Annotated in this window: 12 protein-coding genes; 4 read left to right on the top strand and 8 right to left on the bottom strand. The window is 71.5% G+C overall.

Annotation, left to right across the window (positions count from 1 at the left end; genetic code table 11):
* Positions 1–29: 29 nt before the first annotated feature.
* Complete coding sequence (gene pulA, locus OIU81_RS26595) at positions 30–2675, bottom strand: pullulanase-type alpha-1,6-glucosidase (RefSeq protein WP_329151718.1); 2646 nt, start codon at positions 2673–2675, stop codon at positions 30–32.
* 316 nt (positions 2676–2991) lie between these two features.
* Between pulA and OIU81_RS26590 the strand changes: the two genes are divergently transcribed.
* Positions 2992–3807 (top strand): hypothetical protein, encoded by an 816-nt coding sequence (locus OIU81_RS26590; RefSeq protein WP_329151716.1) that lies wholly within the window; start codon positions 2992–2994, stop codon positions 3805–3807.
* 82 nt (positions 3808–3889) lie between these two features.
* On the opposite strand, the gene OIU81_RS26585 is transcribed toward OIU81_RS26590, so the two are convergent.
* From OIU81_RS26585 to OIU81_RS26565, 5 genes are read right to left on the bottom strand one after another with little or no spacing between them, the layout of a single operon-like run.
* Positions 3890–4948 (bottom strand): LacI family DNA-binding transcriptional regulator, encoded by a 1059-nt coding sequence (locus OIU81_RS26585; RefSeq protein ID WP_329151715.1) that lies wholly within the window; start codon positions 4946–4948, stop codon positions 3890–3892.
* Positions 4945–6558: a glycoside hydrolase family 13 protein gene (locus OIU81_RS26580; RefSeq protein ID WP_329151713.1), complete on the bottom strand. Its 1614-nt coding sequence runs from the start codon at positions 6556–6558 to the stop codon at positions 4945–4947. Before OIU81_RS26580 ends, OIU81_RS26585 begins: the two co-directional genes overlap by 4 nt.
* Before the next feature lies 1 nt (position 6559).
* Complete coding sequence (locus tag OIU81_RS26575; protein WP_329151711.1) at positions 6560–7426, bottom strand: sugar ABC transporter permease; 867 nt, start codon at positions 7424–7426, stop codon at positions 6560–6562.
* A gap of 2 nt (positions 7427–7428) precedes the next feature.
* Positions 7429–8307, bottom strand: a complete 879-nt coding sequence (locus OIU81_RS26570) for a carbohydrate ABC transporter permease (protein ID WP_329155371.1) — start codon at positions 8305–8307, stop codon at positions 7429–7431.
* Positions 8308–8360: 53 nt separating this feature from the next.
* Positions 8361–9638, bottom strand: a complete 1278-nt coding sequence (locus tag OIU81_RS26565) for an extracellular solute-binding protein (protein WP_329151710.1) — start codon at positions 9636–9638, stop codon at positions 8361–8363.
* Between the two features lie 223 nt (positions 9639–9861).
* Here OIU81_RS26565 and OIU81_RS26560 point away from each other — a divergent pair, with 223 nt between their 5' ends.
* From OIU81_RS26560 to OIU81_RS26550, 3 genes are all read left to right on the top strand, one after another.
* Positions 9862–11520 carry a glycoside hydrolase family 13 protein gene (locus tag OIU81_RS26560; protein WP_329151708.1) on the top strand — a complete coding sequence of 553 codons (1659 nt, stop codon included), beginning with the start codon at positions 9862–9864 and terminating at the stop codon, positions 11518–11520.
* A 24-nt stretch (positions 11521–11544) separates the two neighbouring features.
* Positions 11545–12594, top strand: a complete 1050-nt coding sequence (locus OIU81_RS26555; RefSeq protein ID WP_329151705.1) for a LacI family DNA-binding transcriptional regulator — start codon at positions 11545–11547, stop codon at positions 12592–12594.
* Between the two features lie 118 nt (positions 12595–12712).
* On the top strand, positions 12713–13543 hold the full coding sequence (locus tag OIU81_RS26550; RefSeq protein WP_329151703.1) for a phosphatase PAP2 family protein: 831 nt from the start codon (positions 12713–12715) through the stop codon (positions 13541–13543).
* 605 nt (positions 13544–14148) lie between these two features.
* Here OIU81_RS26550 and OIU81_RS26545 read toward each other — a convergent pair.
* Both OIU81_RS26545 and glnA read right to left on the bottom strand, forming a co-directional pair.
* Entirely contained in the window at positions 14149–17175 is a 3027-nt protein-coding gene (locus OIU81_RS26545; RefSeq protein WP_329151701.1) for a bifunctional [glutamine synthetase] adenylyltransferase/[glutamine synthetase]-adenylyl-L-tyrosine phosphorylase, read from the bottom strand.
* A gap of 26 nt (positions 17176–17201) precedes the next feature.
* Positions 17202–18563 carry a type I glutamate--ammonia ligase gene (gene glnA, locus OIU81_RS26540; protein ID WP_189102998.1) on the bottom strand — a complete coding sequence of 454 codons (1362 nt, stop codon included), beginning with the start codon at positions 18561–18563 and terminating at the stop codon, positions 17202–17204.
* Positions 18564–18721 lie beyond the last annotated feature (158 nt).

Raw genomic sequence — 18721 nt, 5'->3', positions numbered from 1 at the left:
CGCACCAGCGTTCGGAGCTCCGCCCCCGCTCAGCCCCGCCGGAAGACCGCCACCGTGCGGGCCGGGACGGTGAAGGTGCCCGAGGGGCGTGCGTAGGAGGCGGTGGCGGTGGTGTGGTCGGTGCCGTGGGCCTGGAGGGGGTGCAGGGCGTAGGGCTCGCCCGCGAGGCCCTGGACGGTCTGGTGCTGCTGGTGGGGCGTGGCGTTGAAGATGATGACGAGGTTGCCGAGGCGCATGGTGAGGACGCCCGGGGTCTCGTCCTTTCCCGACAGGGGGAAGGAGAGCGACTTTTGTACCGCGGCGGTGGTGGGCAGGCCGAAGGCCGGTTCGGTGGCGTGGATGCGGAGGAGGTCGCGGTAGGCGGCGGAGGCGTGGCGGATCGCGGCGCAGCCGGGGCGCAGTGCGGGGTCGGCCAGCAGGGGCCGGGCGTAGGGCCACTTGTCCTTGTTGTCGGCGGCCGGGGGCAGTCCGCGGCCGAAGCCGTTGCCGTCGGCGCAGTTCCAGTGCAGGGCGTTGAACCAGTCGCCGCTGTCGAAGGAGTTGCGGTCCAGGGATTTGGAGCGCAGCAGGTCGGAGCCTGCCTGGGAGAGCGCGGGCCCCTGGGAGAGGGCGGCGGTGGCCAGCGCGAGCACCTGCATGCGGGAGCGGTCGGCGGGGCCGGTGCGCGGCGGGAGCTTGTAGGCGAGCGCGTCGTAGAGGGTCTCGTTGTCGTGGGCGTCCACGTAGGCGAGGGCGTCACCGGGGGCGGCGGCGTAACCGGCCGGGGCGCCGTTGTAGTCGACGCCGGAGCCCTTCACCCGGTGGCCGGTGCTGTCGGTGAAGGTGTAGTCGGCGAGGTTGCCGGTGAGGCCGACCTTGAGGAGGTCCTGGTAGTGGAGCAGCCGGGTGCGCTGTTCGGCCGGACTTCCGTTGGCGGGTGAGGAGTTGGGATCGGTGTACAGGCCGGAGGCGAAGCCCTGGACGCGGGGGTCGGCGTCGAAGGGGCTGCCGCCGCGTACGGCGTCACGGGCGCGGTCCGAGAACGTCGCGATCCCGGTCCCCGCCATGTTCCTCTGGGTGGCCTGGACGAAGCGGGCGTCGTTCGCGGCCTCGCCGAAGTTCCAGCCCTCGCCGTAGAGGAGGACCGATGCGCCGTCCACCCCGTCCTTGGCCGGGGTCAGCGCGTCCAGCGCCTTGCGGACGGCGAGGATGCCGGCCTTGGGCTGGTGCCCCATGAGGTCGAAGCGGAAGCCGTCGACCTTGTACTCCTTGGCCCAGGTGACGACGGAGTCGACGACGAGCTTGCCCATCATGGTGTGTTCGGTCGCGGTCCCCGCACAGCAGGTGGAGGAGGCCACGCTGCCGTCGTCCAGCAGTCGCTGGTAGTAGCCGGGGACGATGCGGTCCAGTACGGAGTGCGGGTCCTGGCCGCTCGCGGCGGTGTGGTTGTAGACCACGTCCATGACGGTGCGCAGCCCGGCGCCGTTGAGGCCCTGCACCATGCGCCGGAATTCGACGGTCCGGGCGGCGCCGTCCGGGTCGGAGGCGTAGGAGCCCTCCGGCACCGTGTAGTGCAGCGGGTCATAGCCCCAGTTGTAGGCGTCGCGGCCGGCCGTCTTGGTGACGCAGTCCTGCTGGCGGTCGGAGTCGGGGGCGTAGGAGGCGAGGTCGCAGCCGGGACGGGCCTGGTCGGCGCGGCGCTCAGGAATGGTGGCGAAGTCGAAGGCCGGCAGCAGATGGACGTAGGACGTCCCGGCGCGGGCGAGGGAGCGCAGGTGGCGCATGCCCTCGGAGCGCCGGTCGGTGAACGCCAGGTACCGGCCGGGGTGGCGGGAGGTGCGGTCCCCTACGGAGAAGTCGCGGATCTGCAGTTCCTGGATGCGGGCGCGGCGCGGCGGGACCGCGGCGGGCTTCGTCAGCCCTGACCAGCCGGGCGGGGCGAGCTTCGGGTCGGCGAGGTCGACGATCAGGCTGCGCGCCGAGTCCGCGGTCAGCGCGGTGGAGTAGGGGTCGGTGACCTCGTTGGTGACGGTCTTGCCGGCGGAGGGGGCCCAGACGGTGACGCGGTAGCGGTACGGCTTTCCGGCCCAGTCGCGCGCCCCGCGGACGCGCCACACGCCGCTGGTGTCGTCCCGGCGCATCGGGACCGTACGGCCGCCGAGTTCGAGGGCGACGGTGCGGGCGGTGGGCGCCCAGACGGCGAGGGTGGGGCGGCCGTCGCGCGCGAAGACCGGCCCCAGGGCAGCGCGTTGGGCGCGGGCGCCGTACAGGTCGTCGAGGACGCCGGGTATCTGGACGCCGGTGGTGGTGGTGCGCCGTCCGTCGGCGGTGCGCTGGGTGGCGTGCAGTGCGCCCCGGAGGGCGGTACGGGCCAGGCCGCGGTCGCGGGGGTCGACGGTGAAGGCCGGGTAGTGCGTCAGGTGCGGATAGGCGAGGCGTTCGGACGGACTGAGGGTGCCCGGGACGAGCCGGAGGTGCGCGCCGTGGGTGCCGAACTCCAGGATGGCGGGGGCTTGTTCGGCGCCCTTCCAGACCACGGTGTCGCGGTCGATCCACTGCGCCAGGGCCTGTTCCTGACCGGACGGGGCGGCCGCGGCCGGTTGCGGCGGGGGCGAGACGAGCAGGGCCGTCGCACCGAGGACCAGGGCGAGGACGGCGGCCGGGCGCCGACGGGACCGGCGGGTGGTGGAGGACATGGGTCATGGTTCTATCCGCGCCGAAAGTGCGATGCAAGACCTTACGCAAGACATTGCAAGGGTGTTACGTTCCCGCAGTAGCCGGTCCGGCCGGCCGGAGACCCGTCTCAACGGGCCCTACGCGCCCGGCCGGTCGGACCGGCGCCACACAGGAGCCCGCACCGGCCCCGCACGGGGCCGGTAAGGGAATGCCCGGAGCCCCTCGCCAACGGCCAACTCGCCGCGTCCGCCCACACCTTGAGGGGCAAAACGAATACTGCGGCAGCTAGCACCCGGACGCGCTCGGACACCGGTCGGGTACGGAAAGGCCCTTGGCGTGTACTACGAGACGCTTGTCGCCTTGCACGGAGTGCTCGACCGGTATCCGTGGGCGTCGCACCTCACCTGCGAGGACACCGGAAGCGAACTGTACGACCTCGCCATGCGCAGGTCGGAGGCCTACGGCTGGTACTCCACCGGCGGATGGACCTACAAGTACCAGGGATGGGGCGAGCCCCGTATCGTCCAGGACCCGGGACGCTGGGCCGATTGCCTGGCCGGTGGGGACTGGACGCAGGACGGGCAGGTCCGGGAGCTGGCCTGGATGTCGGCGGACATCCCCCATGACGTCCGGGAGCCGCGGCTCCCGGTCCTTCACGTGGCGCGCATCCTGTCGGACGCGGTGAACCGGCTCGGGCGCGTCCGGTTCACCGGGCTGCATGCCGTCCTCCCGCTGCACGAGCTCGTCGGTGACGCCTCCGACGACCTGGAGGCGATGCGGAAGTGGTTCGCTCTCGCCGACCCGTCCGCGGCGGTGCCGGTGAGCGTCACCGCCGCCACCGGCCCCGCGGGGTGGGGCAAGGAGACGGCCGTGCGCGACGCCGTCCGGGAGCGACTCGGTGACCTCGCGGAAGTCGACGTCGCCGCCGGTCGGTTCGACCTGTCCGGCATGGCGGACGTGGACGGCGCGCACGGCTACAACAAGGGCCGTGAGCGGGGCGTGATGCGGTTCGCATGCCGTGCGCCGGAGTGGTCGCCGGAGGTCGCGGTGTGGCTGGTGGAGGTCGTGGGTGATGCGCTCCGCGCACTCGCCTGCGCGGAGCAGGTGGTGGTGACCGCCTCACTGGCGTCCCGGCCCGACGCCCGCGCCTGAGCCGCCGGCTCTCTCACCGCGGTTCCGCCTCTCCCGTTGCGGCGAGTGCGTGGCCTGCCCCCCCGCTCGTCGTCGCGGTGGGTCAGCCCCGCACCGGCCCCGTCGACCCCCGCACCACCAGCTCCGGCTGGAAGACGAACTCGGTGTGCCGGGGGGCGGTGTGGCGGCCCTGGGCGCGTTCGTGGATTTCCTCGATGAGCGCGCCGACCGCCGCCGTCGCCATGGCTTGGACGGGCTGGCGCACCGTGGTCAGGGGCGGGTCGGTGAAGGCGATCAGCTGGGAGTCGTCGAAGCCGACCACGGAGAGCGCCCCGGGCACGTCCAGGCCGCGCTGGCGGGCCGCGCGGACGACGCCCAGCGCCATCAGGTCGCTGCCGCAGACGATGCCGGTGCAGCCCTGGTCGTCGAGCAGCGCGGTGGCCGCCGCATGGCCGCCCTCGACGCTGAACAGCGTGTGCTGGACGCGCCGTTCGGCCTGCCCCCTCGACAGGCCCAACGATTCCTCCAGCGCCGCCGCGAAGCCCTCGGCCTTGCGGCGGGAGGGCACATAGCGGGCCGGGCCGACGGCGAGCCCGATCCGCTCGTGTCCCAGCTCGGCCAGATGGCGCACCGCCATCCCGGCCGCCGCGCCGTCGTCCGGTGAGACGAACGGCGCGTCGATCCCCGGGTGGTAGCCGTTGATCAGGACGAACGGGACGCCGCGGGAGGCCAGCCGGGCGTAGCGGGTGGGGTCGGCGCGGCTGTCGGCGTGCAGCCCGGAGAGGAAGACGATGCCGGTGACACCCCGTTCCTCCAGCTGCTCGACGAGTTCGTCCTCGGTGGCTCCGCCCGGCATCTGGGTGCACAGCACCGGCGTGTAGCCGTGGCCGGCCAGCGACTGCTCGATGATCTGGGCGAAGGCCGGGAAGATCGGGTTGGTCAGCTCGGGGATGACCAGTCCGACCAGCCCGGCGCTGCGCCGCCGCAGCCGTACGGGACGCTCGTAGCCGAGCACGTCGAGCGCGGCGAGCACCCGCTGCCGGGTGCTCGCCGCCACGCCCGCCCGGCCGTTGAGGACCCGGCTCACGGTCGCCTCGCTGACCTGCGCCTGGGCGGCGATGTCGGAGAGCCGGGGGGTGGCATGGGTGTCGGGCAGGGTCACTCCTCCCACCAGACGGCGGTATCGCCGGGCAGCTCGACATCGCCGTCGGAAAGCTCCAGCTGGCGGGAGGAGAGCAGGATCCGGCCGGGGGCGGAGAGGCGGGCCGGGGCCTCGGTCGTGTTGACCGTGCAGACCAGGCCGCCGGGGCGGCGGAAGGCCACGACGCCCTCGGGGGCGTCCAGCCACTCGACCGATTCGCCCGCGCCCAGGGCGGGATGGGTGCGCCGCAGAGACAGTGCGGTGCGGTACAGCTCCAGGGTCGAGTCCGGGTCGCCGGTCTGCGCCTCGACGGTGAGAGCCGCCCAGTCGGCGGGCTGCGGGAGCCAGCTGCCGCCCGCGCCGAAGCCGTAGGGGGCCGCGTCGCCGCTCCACGGGATCGGCACCCGGCAGCCGTCGCGCAGGCCCTCCTGACCGGCGTCGCGGAAGAAGGAGGGGTCCTGGCGGACCTCGTCGGGCAGGTCGGTGACCTCGGGCAGGCCCAGCTCCTCGCCCTGGTAGAGGTAGGCGGAGCCGGGCAGCGCCAGCATCAGCAAGGTGGCGGCGCGGGCCCGGTCCAGGCCGCCGCCGAGGCGGGTGCGGTGGCGTACGACATCGTGGTTGGACAGCACCCAGGTGGTGGGGGCGGACACCGGGCGCATGGCGTCGAGGGAGGTGTCGATCGCCTCGCGGAGCGCGGCGGCGTCCCAACCGGTGTTCAGGTAGTGGAAGTTGAATGCCTGGTGGAGTTCGTCGGGGCGCAGGTAGAGCGCGGTGCGTTCGACCGTGGGGGTCCAGGCCTCGGCGACCGCGATCCGCGCGCCTGGGGGCGCCCCCGGCCGGAGGCTGGGTGAGTACTCGTCGAGGACGGTGCGCCAGGAGCGGTAGATGTCGTGCACCCCGTCCTGGTCGAAGAACGGCAGGACCTGGTTGCCGAGGAGCCTGAGCTGTTCGCCGTGGCCCATGTCGGGCAGGCCGGGGGCCTTCACCAGGCCGTGCGCCACGTCCACCCGGAAGCCGTCGACGCCCAGGTCCAGCCAGAAGCGCAGGACGGAGCGGAACTCGTCCCGTACGGCGGGGTGGTCCCAGTTGAAGTCGGGCTGCTCGGGGGCGAAGAGGTGGAGGTACCACTCGCCGTCGGACACCCGGGTCCAGGCGGGGCCGCCGAAGAGGGACTCCCAGTCGTTGGGCGGCTGCTCGCCGTTCTCGCCGCGTCCCTTGCGGAAGTGGAAGCGCTCGCGGAGCGTTGCGCCGGGGCCCTCGGCGAGCGCGCGACGGAACCATTCGTGCTGGTCGGAGCAGTGGTTGGGGACGAGGTCGACGATGATGCGCAGACCCAGGCCGTGGGCGTCGCGGATGACGGCCTCGGCGTCGGGCAGGGTGCCGAACATCGGGTCGATGGCGCGGTAGTCGGCGACGTCATAGCCGGCGTCGGCCTGCGGGGAGGCGTAGAAGGGGCTGAGCCAGACGGCGTCCACGCCCAGGTCGCGCAGGTACGGCAGCCGGCTGCGGATGCCCGCCAGGTCCCCCATGCCGTCGCCGTTGCCGTCGGCGAAGCTGCGCGGATAGACCTGGTAGATCACCGCGTCGCGCCACCAGTCGGTGACAGGAGTGACGTTGTGCAGTGGAGTCATGTCATCCCTTTGCTGAGCCGGCGGTCAGTCCGGCGACGAGGTGGCGCTGGGCGAAGGCGAAGACGAGTGCGGCCGGAACGGCGATGATCACGGCGGCGGCGGTCATCGAACCCCAGTCGTTGGTGTACTGGTTGACGAAGGTCTGCAGCCCGCCGGCGAGTGTCAGGTTCTCCTCGCCGGTCATGAAGGCGGAGGCGTAGGCGACCTCGGCCCAGGCGGTGACGAAGGTGTAGAAGCCGGTGACGGCCAGGCCCGGACGGGCCAGCGGCAGGACGAGCCGCCAGAAGGTGCCGAAGGGGTTGAGGCCGTCGACCCGGCCCGCCTCGTCGATCTCCACCGGGATGGTGTCGAAGAAGCCCTTCATCATCCAGGCGCAGAACGGGACGGCGATGGTGAGGTACGTGATGACCAGGCCCGCGGGCTGGTTGAGCAGACCGAGGCTGGCCAGCAGGTTGTAGAGCGGCACGATCAGCACGGCGACCGGGAACATCTGGGTGATCAGCAGCAGCCACATCAGCGGGCGCATTCCGGGGAAGCGGAAGCGGCTGACGGCGTAGCCGGTGGTGGCGGCGAGGAAGACCCCGAGGACGGTGGTCACCCCGACGACGAGCACGGAGTTCTTGAACCAGGTCAGGAACTCGGTGTCGGCCACCACATGGGTGTAGTTGGCGAACGTGAAGTGCGTGACGAGGCCGGTGGAGAAGGCGTCGTTGCGGGGTTTGAAGGACGTCACCAGCAGCCACAGGGGCGGGAACACCGCGATCACGGCCGCGACGGCCAGGGTCAGGTGAAGTCCGGCGGAGGCGAGCCGGGAGCGCTCGGAGCGCTTGCGGGGTGTGCCGGTGCGGGCCGGCGGTGTGCGGGTCATGGTCACCACACCTCTCCCTGCTTGCGCAGTGCCCTGCGGTAGACGACCGCGACGGCCGAGAGCAGGAGGAGGATCAGGACGCCCCAGGCCGCGGATCCGGAGAAGTCGCGGGGGCTGTCGATGAAGGAGAGCCGGTAGGCGTAGGTCACCAGGATCTCGGTGGCGTCGCCGGGGCCGCCCCGGGTCAGCAGGAAGATCACCGGGAACATGTTGAAGGTCCAGATGGTGGAGAGCAGGATGACGGTGCTGCTGACGGCCCGCAGTCCGGGGACGGTGATGTGGCGGAAGCACTGCCAGGCGCCGGCGCCGTCCATCTCGGCGGCCTCGTAGAGCTCGCCGGGTATGGACTGGAGCCCGCCGAGGAGCGCGACGAGCATGAAGGGCACGCCCAGCCAGACGTTGACGGCGATCACCGAGAGCTTGGCCCAGGTGGGGTCGTTGAGCCACGGGACGGCGTCGATGCCGCCGCCGGCCAGCAGCTTGTTGAGGAGGCCGTTCTTCTCGTTGTAGAGCATCCGCCAGGTGAAGACGGAGATGAAGGCGGGGATGGCCCACGGCAGGATCAGCGCCAGGCGGTAGACGGTGCGGCCGCGCAGCGAGCGGTTGAGCATGTTCGCCAGGGCCAGGCCGGTCAGGAAGGTGATCGAGACGCAGGCGACGGTCCAGGTCACGGTCCAGCCGAGGCGGTCCCAGAAGACGCCGTCGGTCAGGATCGCCTTGTAGGTGTCCAGGCCGGTGAACTTGTAGGTGGCGGGGAGGTGGTTGACGCCGATGTTCCGCTCGACGTTGGCCTCGTTGGCGTCGGTGAGCGAGAGGAAGATGCCGCGCACCAGCGGGTAGCCGATGATCACCCCGATGACGAGTACCACCGGGGCGACCATCGTCCATGCGTACCAGTGGGTGCCCAGCGCCCGGCGCACCCGTACAGCAACGGTCACTTGTAGTCCTTGAGCAGCTTCCGGTAGGCGTCGCCGGTCGCCTTGGCGGCCTGCTCGGGCGAGGCTGCGCCGGTGAGCACCTTGTTCATCTGAACCTTGATCGGCTCGAAGAGGGAGTTGCCCTCGGCGATCCAGGGGCGCTGGACGGCGCCGTCCACGGCGGGCTTGAAGAACGTGACCATCTCGTTGTTCTTGACGGCCGGCACCTCGTACACGGACTTGCGGGTGGGCAGCAGGCTGAGCTTGTCGGTGGTCTGCTGCTGGACCTTGGCCGAGCTCATGTACTTCACGAAGGCGTAGGAGGCCCGCAGGTTCTTGCTGCCCGCGTAGACGGAGAGGTTCCAGCCGCCCTGCGGGGAGCCCTGGGCCCGGGAGCCGGCGGGCACGGGGGCTACGCCGAGGTTCTCCTTATCCTTGAATGCCTTGCCGGCGCGGGCGCCCTCGATGTCCCAGGGGCCGTCGACGGCCATCGCGACGGTGCCGTCCTTGAGGGCCTTGAGCTGGTTCTCCTGGCCGTCGGTGGCGTCGGTGACGGCGGCCTTGGAGTCGACCAGGTCCTTGATGGTCCGGAAGGCCTTGACCCCGGCGCCGTCGTCGATCTGCACGATCTTGTCGCGGGCGTCGACCATGTTGCCGCCCTCGCCGTAGAGGTAGGGCAGGAACCAGTAGGGGTCGTCGCCGCGCAGGTAGAGGGCGGTGGCGCCGGTCTTGGCCTTGATCTTCTTGGCGGCGGTGGTCAGTTCGGCGAAGGTCTTGGGCACGCCGACGCCGGCGTCCTTGAGGAGCTTCTTGTTGTAGAAGAGGCCGAGGGTGTCGATGACCTGGGGTGCGGCGTAGGTCTTGCCCTTGAACTTCGTGGAGCCGACGGCCTGCGGGAGATAGTCGTCGGTCTTGTCGAGGGCGGGGGTGCCGTCGAGCGGGGCGAGGTAGCCGAGGTTGGCGAAGTCGGCGGTCCAGGCGACCTCGGTGCGCATCACGTCGGGCGCGCCGGAGTTGCCGCCGGCGGCGTTCTTGAACTTGGCGTTGGCATCGCCGAACGGGACGTTCACATACTGAACGTGGACCTTCGGGTGCTCCTTCTGGAAACCTTCGGCAAGCTTGCGGTACGTCGCCTTCTCGGCGTCGTTGGAGGTGTCCCAGAAGGTAACGGTTCCGGACAGTTCGCCCGTGCTGTCGCTCCCGCTGCCGCCGTCACCCCCGCCGCACGCCGTCGCTGCCAGTGCCATGCCCGCTACCAGCGCGGTGGCCGCTGCGCCCCGTATGCCACGCCGCATGTGAACTCCTTAGGGAAATGCCTCAGATGGCGGTCAGGAACGTAACAGCGCCGCAAACAAACCGAAAGACTTTGCGGCAAATTTCTGCAAGACCGCTGGAACGAATTGCAATGAGATGGCTGGAACGGGACCCTCCGGGCGCCCGTGGCACCGTCACCCCGCGCCCGCCCGAGCGTTGATTGCATGACGGCATGCACGCCTCTTGATCCGACAGGGACGGCAGATGACCCAGGAGCTCACTTCCCCCAGCCCCGCCCCCCGGGCCCCCTCGACCGGCCGGGATCCCGGGTGGTGGCGCGACGCCGTGATCTACCAGGTCTACGTCCGCTCCTTCGCCGACAGCGACGGCGACGGCATCGGCGATCTGCGCGGCGCCCGTGAGCGGCTGCCGTATCTGAAGGACCTGGGGGTGGACGCCGTCTGGCTCACCCCGTTCTACGCCTCACCGCAGGCCGACGGCGGCTACGACGTCGCCGACTACCGCGCCGTCGACCCGCTCTTCGGCACCCTCCAGGACGCCGGTGAACTGCTGCGCCGCGCCCATGAGCTGGGCCTGCGGGTGATCGTCGACATCGTGCCCAATCACACCTCCGACCGGCACCCGTGGTTCCAGGACCCCGAACTGGCCCGGCAGCGCTACCTCTTCCGCCCCGGCAGGGGCGCCGGCGGCGAACTCCCGCCCAATGACTGGGAGTCGGTCTTCGGCGGCCCGGCCTGGACCCGCACCGAGCGCGGCGACTGGTATCTGCATCTGTTCGCCCCCGAGCAGCCCGATCTGAACTGGGACAATCCGGAAGTACACGCCGAGTTCGAGGCCATCATGCGCTTCTGGCTCGACCTGGGGGTGGACGGCTTCCGGATCGATGTCGCCCACGGCATGATCAAGGCGCCCGGTCTGCCGGACATCGGCCACGGCCGGCAGGCCCAGCTGATCGGCACCCAGGTCCTGCCGTTCTTCGACCAGGACGGGGTGCACGCCATCCACCGCACCTGGCGCCGGCTGCTGGACGGTTACGCCGAAGCCCACGGCACGCCGGTGATCGGCGTCGCCGAGGCCTGGGCGCCCACCCCCGAACGCCTCGCCCTCTACGTCCGCCCCGACGAGCTCCACCAGGCCTTCAACTTCCAGTTCCTCAACGCCCCCTGGCAGGCCGGGGCGCTGCGCACGGTCATCGACGCCTCGATCGCCGCCACCGCCTCGGTCGGCGCCCCCACCACCTGGGTGCTGTCCAACCACGACGTGGTCCGCCACACCACCCGCCTCGGCGGCGGCCTGGCCCGCGCCCGCGCCGCCACCCTGCTGATGCTGGCGCTGCCCGGCTCCGCCTACCTCTACCAGGGCGAGGAGCTGGGCCTGCCCGAGGTCACCGACCTGCCCGACGAGGTCCGCCAGGACCCGGCGTTCTTCCGCGGCCGCCACCCGGGCGCGGCCGCCGGTGCCGCGCCCGCCGACGGCGGTGGGGACACCAGCGGCCAGGAGGGCTTCCGCGACGGCTGCCGGGTCCCGCTCCCCTGGTCCGGCGAGCGGCCGCCGTACGGCTTCGGGCCCGGCGGCAGCTGGCTCCCGCAGCCCGCCGACTGGCGCGCGCTGACCGTGGCCGCCCAGACCGGCGACCCCGCCTCCACCCTGGAGCTCTACCGCACCGCGCTGTCCCTGCGGCGCCGGCTGCCGGGCCTGGGCGACGGCCCGATGAGCTGGGAGTCCGCGCCCGAGGGCGTGCTCGCCTTCCGCCGCCCCGGCGTGCTGTGCACCGTCAACACCCTGGACCGCGCCCTGTCCGTCCCGGCGCCCGGCGCCCCGCTGCTGGCCAGCACCCCGGTGACGGTCAACGGCACCACCGCGGTGCTGCCCGGTGACAGCTGCACCTGGTGGGCAATCTGACAGCAGAACGGTACAGTCCCACCCATGACCGCCCGGCTTGCCGATATCGCAGCACAGGCGGGTGTCAGCGAGGCCACCGTCAGCCGGGTTCTCAACGGGAAGCCCGGCGTCTCCGCCACCACCCGCCAGTCCGTGCTCGCCGCCCTCGACGTGCTGGGCTACGAACGCCCGGTGCGGCTGCGCCAGCGCAGCGCGGGGCTGGTCGGGCTGATCACCCCGGAGCTGGAGAACCCGATCTTCCCGGCCTTCGCGCAGGTCATCGGGCAGGCCCTGACCCGCCAGGGCTATACGCCGGTCCTCGCGACCCAGACGCCGGGTGGCTCCACGGAGGACGAGCTGACCGAGATGCTGGTCGACCGCGGGGTGGCCGGCATCATCTTCGTCTCCGGGCTGCACGCCGACACCTCCGCCGACATGCAGCGCTATGAGCAGCTGCGCGGCCAGGGCGTGCCGTTCGTCCTCATCAACGGCTTCTCCGACAAGGTGCAGGCGCCGTTCGTCTCCCCCGACGACCGGGCCGCGGTGGATCTGGCGGTCACCCACCTCGGGGCGCTGGGCCACCGGCGGATCGGACTGGCGCTCGGGCCCAAGCGGTTCGTGCCCGTGCAGCGCAAGATCGAGGGCTTCGTCCGCAGCATGCAGGAGCGGCTGCAGACCGGCCCGGCCGAGGCGGAGCCGTTCATCCAGCACTCCCTCTACACCCTGGAGGGCGGGCAGGCCGCGGCGGGCGCGCTGATCGAGCAGGGCGCGACGGCCATCGTCTGCGCCAGCGACATGATGGCGCTCGGTGCGATCCGCGCGGCCCGGCAGCGCGGGCTGGACGTCCCGCGGGACCTCTCCGTGGTCGGCTTCGACGACTCCCCGCTGATCGCCTTCACCGACCCGCCGCTGACCACGATCCGGCAGCCGGTCACGGCCATGGGACAGGCGGCGGTGCGTGCGCTGCTGGAGGAGGTCGGCGGCACCCCGGCCCCGCACAGCGAGTTCGTCTTCCACCCCGAGCTGGTGGTGCGCGGCTCGACCGCCTCCGCCCCGAAAACGGCCCGGATCCCCAAGCCGCTGCGGGCTCGCTGACGGGCGCACCCCCGAGAACGGCGGGGGTCCGTCGTCCCTCTCAAGACCGATATGTGGCTTCGAATACCCGACCGAAGGATGATCGGCGGGACGTCCCTTTCTGGCAGACTGTCTGCCTATGGGTGATGCGAATACGAGGACTCTGGACGGCCTGCCGACCACCCCGACACCCATCGGGGACGACGCGGACCGCCCGGCGCGCGAGGGCCGGTTGGCCCGGCTGAGGTCCCCCCGCACCCCCCGGCTCTGGTTCGAGGTCCTGCTGATCGCGGTCAGCTACTGGACGTATTCGATGATCCGCAACGCGGTGCCGGAGCAGAAGTCCAAGGCGCTGCGGAACGCCGACTGGATCTGGCAGGCGGAGCACAGCCTGGGGATCGCCGTCGAGCGCACCGTCAACCACGCGGTCGACTCCGTGACGTGGCTGATCGTGTCGATGAACTACTACTACGCGACACTGCACTTCATCGTGACCATCGGGGTGCTGATCTGGCTCTACCGCTGGCACCCGGGCCGCTATGCCGCGGCCCGGCTGGCCCTGTTCGCCACCACCGGCGTCGCGTTGCTCGGCTACTACTTCTTCCCGCTGGCACCGCCCCGGCTGATGGCGGGCGGCGGCTTCGTCGACACCCTCATCGATCACGGGACGTGGGGCTCGATGGCGTCCGGCAATCTCGCCTCGATGTCCAACCAGTACGCCGCGATGCCGTCGATGCACATCGGCTGGTCGCTGTGGTGCGGCATCACCATCGCCCTGCTGGCGAAGCCCCTGTGGGCCAGGGTCCTCGGGCTGTGCTACCCCGCCCTCACCCTCCTGGTCATCGTCTCCACCGCCAACCACTTCTGGCTCGACGCGGTCGGCGGCGTCCTCTGCCTGACCTTCGGCTTCGGCCTGGCCCGCGTGTGGTACGGGGGGCTGCCCCATCGCCTCTCCGCTGCGCTTGGCTGACTTCCCACGTTTTTGTCTTTCCCGCCGTGGTTGTTGCTCGCCGTTGCGCCTGCGGCGGGCGGGTGGGTGTCGGGTGCGGTGACGGACCTCCGGGGTGGGTGTTCGGACTGCTTCGCTTTACGTCCGAACACCCACCCCCTCCGGCCCGTCCCCTCCCGTGAGGGAGTACGTGAAGGTGAGTGGGGGCGGGCCATGGATGTTCGTTTCCTTACGAAGCACCAGGCGCACCGCACCACTTACCTCCACCCCCACCGGCCTTTTCGCCCTCCCACAACGGGAGGGGGCGGGCCGGAGGGGCCGGTGTGTGGGACGTAAAGCGAAGCAGTCCCACACACCGGCCCCGGAGGCCCGTCACCGCACCCCGACAGCCCCGCGCAGCGGACCCCCGCCCGCCGCAGGCGCAACGGCGAGACGAACCACGACGCCGCAGACGACAACGCGGGAATCAGCCCCGCGCAGCGGAGAGGCGCAACGGCGAGAAAGCCAAAATCGGGCCCAGGCAAAGCGCAGCGAACAGGCAACGGCGAGCGCACCGCGAAGCGGGCGAAACACGGCGAGAAACCACCACGGCGGGAAAGCCAAAAACGTGGGAAGCCAACCCAGCGCTAGCCACCGTAGAAGAGTTCCTCCACCACCCCGCGGGCCCGGCGGGTGATGCGGCGGTAGTCGTCGAGGAGTTTGCCGACGTGGCCCTCCTCGTAGCCGAGGTAGCGGGCCACCGCGGCCAACTCCCGGCCGTCGACCGGGAACGTGTCGCCGGGGCGGGCGCGTACCAGCATCACCGCGTTGCGGACGCGGGCGGCCAGCACCCATGCCTCGTCGAGGGTCTCGGCGTCCTCGGTGTTGATCAATCCGGCGGCGTGCGCGGCCGCCAGCGCCTCGCGGGTGCGGGTGGTGCGCAGGCCGGGGAACTCCCAGCCGTGCTGCATCTGCAGCAGCTGCACCGTCCATTCGACATCGCTCAGTCCGCCGCGGCCCAGCTTGGCGTGGGTGGTCGGGTCCGCGCCGCGGGGCAGCCGCTCGGCCTCCATCCGGGCCTTGAGCTTGCGGATCTCGCGGACCGCCTCCTCGCCCAGCCCCTCGGCGGGGTAGCGCAGCGGGTCGATCAGCTCGATGAACCGCTGCCCCAGTTCGGCGTCGCCGGCGACCGGCTCGGCGCGCAGCAGGGCCTGCGACTCCCACACCAGCGACCAGCGCCGGTAGTAGGCGGCGTACGAGGCGAGCGTGCGCACCAGGGGGCCGGACCTGCCCTCCGGGCGCAGGTCGGCGTCGATCGGCAACGACGGGTCGGAGGAGGGGAGTTCGAGCAGCCGGCGCATCTCGTTGGCGACGGCTTGCGCGGCCTTGGCGGCCTCCTGCTCGTCGGCGCCCTCGCGCGGTTCGTGGACGAACAGGACATCGGCGTCCGAGCCGTAGCTCAGCTCCCGGCCGCCGAACCGGCCCATGCCGATCACCGCGAAGCGGGTGGGCAGGGTGTCGCCCCACTGGGCGCGCACCGCGGCCCGCAGGGCGCCGGCCAGGGTGGCGGCGTTGAGGTCGGAGACCGCCGTGCCGACCTCGTCGACCGAGCGGCCGTGGTCGGAGTGCGCCGGGCTGTACTCCGTGCCGTAGGCGCCGATCACATCCGCCGCGGCGGTACGGAACAGCTCCCGGCGGCGCACCCCGCGGGCCGCCGCGACCGCCGCCTCCGCGCCGTCCGCGCGGCCGACCGCGGCCAGCACCTCCTGCTCCAGCGCGGCGCGGCTGCGGGCCTGCAGCCCGTCGGTGGCACCGAGCAGGGCGACCGCCTCGGGGGCGCGCAGCAGCAGATCGGGGGCGAGCCGGCCGGCGGACAGCACCCGGGCGAGGTTCTCGGCGGCGGCGCCCTCGTCGCGCAGCAGCCGCAGGTACCAGGGCGTCTTGCCGAGGGCGTCGGAGACCTTGCGGAAGTTGAGGAGTCCGGCGTCCGGGTCGGCGGAGTCGGCGAACCAGGCCAGCAGCACCGGCAGCAGGGTGCGCTGGATGGCGGCCTTGCGGGTCACGCCGGAGGCCAGTGCCTCCAGATGCCGCAGCGCGGCGACCGGGTCGGCGTAGCCGAGCGCCTCGAGGCGGTGGCCGGCGGCCCTGGCCGACAGCCGGGTCTCGCCGGTCTCCAGGGTGGCGACGGCGTCGAGCAGCGGGCGGTAGAAGAGCTTCTCGTGCAGCCGGCGCACTTCCCGGGCGTGCCACTTCCACTCCTTGCGGAGGGTGTCGACGGGCTCGGTGCGCAGCCCCAACGAGCGGGCCAGGCGCCGCAGGTCGCCCTCGTGCTCGGGCATCAGATGGGTACGGCGCATCCGGAAGAGCTGGATGCGGTGCTCCAGGGTGCGCAGGAAGCGGTAGGCGGCGTCCAGGGCCGCGGCGTCCTGGCGTCCGACGTAGCCGCCGGCCGCCAGCGCCGCCAGGGCGTCCAGGGTGGTGGCGCTGCGCAGGGTGGCATCGCTGCGGCCGTGCACCAACTGGAGCAGCTGGACGGCGAATTCGACGTCGCGCAGGCCGCCGGGGCCGAGCTTGAGCTCCCGTTCGACCTGCGCGGCGGGGATGTTCTCGACGACCCGGCGGCGCATCTGGCGCACATCGGCGACGAAGTTCTCCCGCTCGGCGACCTCCCACACCATCGGCGCCAGCGCATCGAGGTACTCCTGGCCCAGCCCGAGGTCGCCGGCCATCGGGCGGGCCTTGAGCAGCGCCTGGAACTCCCAGGTCTTGGCCCAGCGTTGGTAGTAGGCGAGGTGGCTGCTGAGGGTGCGCACCAGCGGGCCGTTGCGGCCCTCGGGGCGCAGATTGGCGTCCACCGGCCAGATGGTGCCCTCGACGGTGTTGTCCGAGCACAGCCGCATCATGCGGGCCGCGAGCCGGGTCGCGGCCTGCAGCGCCTCGGCCTCGTTGACGCCTTCCTTGCCCTCGGCCACGAAGATGACATCGACGTCGGAGACGTAGTTCAGCTCCCGGCCGCCGCATTTGCCCATGCCGATGACGGCCAGCCGGGACACCGCGGCGTCGCCGGGCGCCTCCTCGTAGCTGATCTCCAGGGCGGCCCGGATCGTGGCGGTGGCCAGGTCCGCGAGCTCGGCCGCGGCCTCGGCGACATCGGTCGTGCCGCACACGTCGCGGGCGGCGATCCCCAGCAGCGCGCGGCGGTAGGCGGTGCGCAGGGCGTCCGCGCGCGGCCGGGCGGCGCCCTGTTCGCCCCAGATGCCCTCGGCGAGCGCCAGCTCGAACTCGGGGGTGGTGGGGTGCAGATCGACCGACTCGTAGGTGACCAGCGACTGCCAGTCCTGCGGATGGCGGACGAGGTGGTCGGCGAGCGCCTCGGAGGCACCGAGCACCCCCAGCAGCCGGTCGCGCAGCGGTTTCGCCGCGACGACCGTGCTCAGCAGCGTCTGCTGGGCGTCCGGCCCGCCCTGCGCCTCCACCAGCCGGGCCAGGCCCCGTAGCGCGAGATCCGGGTCCGCGGTGGCGCCGAGCGCTTCGAGCAGCACCGAGTCGTCGCTCACGGCGGCGAGTTCGGGGGCGTGGAGCAGCTCCCCGGCCGCCGAGGGGTCGGTGAAACCGTGCCTCAGCAGCCGGGTGAAGGTGCTGCTCCGCCGGCCCTGCGGAGCGGGAAGTGCCATGGTCAGCCTCTCGGTGGCGCGGTGGCTCAGAGCACGGGCAGCATCTTGCGCAGCTCGAAGGCGGTGACCTCGGAGCGGTACTCCTCCCACTCCTGCTTCTTGTTGCGCAGGAAGAAGTCGAAGACGTGCTCACCGAGGGTCTCGGCGACCAGTTCGCTGCGCTCCATCAGCTCGATGGCCTCGCCGAGGTTCTGCGGCAGCGGCTCGATACCCATCGCGCGGCGCTCGGAGTCGGACAGCGCCCAGACGTCGTCGTCGGCGCCGGCCGGCAGCTCGTAGCCCTCCTCGATGCCCTTGAGGCCGGCCGCGAGCAGCACCGCGTACGTCAGATAGGGGTTGGCGCCGGAGTCGATGGAACGGACCTCGACCCGGGTCGAGCCCATCTTGCCGGGCTTGTACATCGGCACGCGGATCAGCGCGGAGCGGTTGTTGTGGCCCCAGCAGATGTAGGAGGGGGCCTCGCCGCCGGCGCCCGCGGTGCGGTTGGCGCCGCCCCAGATGCGCTTGTAGGAGTTGACCCACTGGTTGGTGACGGCGGAGATCTCGCCCGCGTGCCGGAGCAGGCCGGCGATGAACGAGCGTCCCACCTTGGAGAGTTGGTACTCCGAGCCGGACTCGTGGAAGGCGTTGCGGTCGCCCTCGAAGAGCGAGAGGTGGGTGTGCATGCCGGAGCCGGGGTACTCCGAGAACGGCTTGGGCATGAACGTCGCCTGCACCCCCTGCTCCAGCGCGACCTGCTTCATGACAAGCCGGAACGTCATGATGTTGTCGGCCGTCGAGAGGGCGTCGGCGTAGCGCAGATCGATCTCCTGCTGGCCGGGGGCGCCCTCGTGGTGGCTGAACTCCACCGAGATGCCCATCGACTCCAGCATGGTGATCGCCTGCCGGCGGAAGTCCATGCCGACGTTCTGCGGGGTGTGGTCGAAATAGCCCGAGGAGTCGCCGGGGGTGGGCCGCCGGCCGTCCACGGGCTTGTCCTTGAGCAGGAAGAACTCGATCTCCGGGTGCGTGTAGAAGGTGAACCCGAGGTCGGAGGTCTTGGCCAGGATGCGCTTGAGGACGTAGCGCGGGTCGGCGTAGGAGGGGGAGCCGTCCGGCATCAGGATGTCGCAGAACATCCGGGCGGTGCCGGGGGCCTCGGCGCGCCAGGGCAGGATCTGGAAGGTGCCGGGATCCGGCTTGGCGATCATGTCGGATTCGTACACGCGGGCGAATCCCTCGATGGCCGAGCCGTCGAAGCCGATGCCCTCGTCGAAGGCCTGCTCCAGCTCCGCGGGCGCCACCGCCACGGACTTCAGGAACCCGAGGACATCGGTGAACCACAGCCGTACGAAGCGGATGTCGCGCTCCTCCAGCGTCCGGAGCACAAACTCCTGCTGCTTGTCCATGGGTCACCAATCCTTGCAGGTCAATCGGCCTGTCGAGCCACATCGGGCAACGTGGTTCGGCACACCAGTATCACGTGAGGGGGTTACCGTCACATTACGCACCCTTGGCCTGAACCAGAACCGGTGTCCCGTAACCCCTCAAGGCCCATCCTTCCCGC

The sequence above is a fragment of the Streptomyces sp. NBC_01454 genome, from assembly GCF_036227565.1.
Classification (GTDB): Bacteria; Actinomycetota; Actinomycetes; order Streptomycetales; family Streptomycetaceae; genus Streptomyces.
This window is presented reverse-complemented; position numbering and strand designations above follow the sequence as displayed.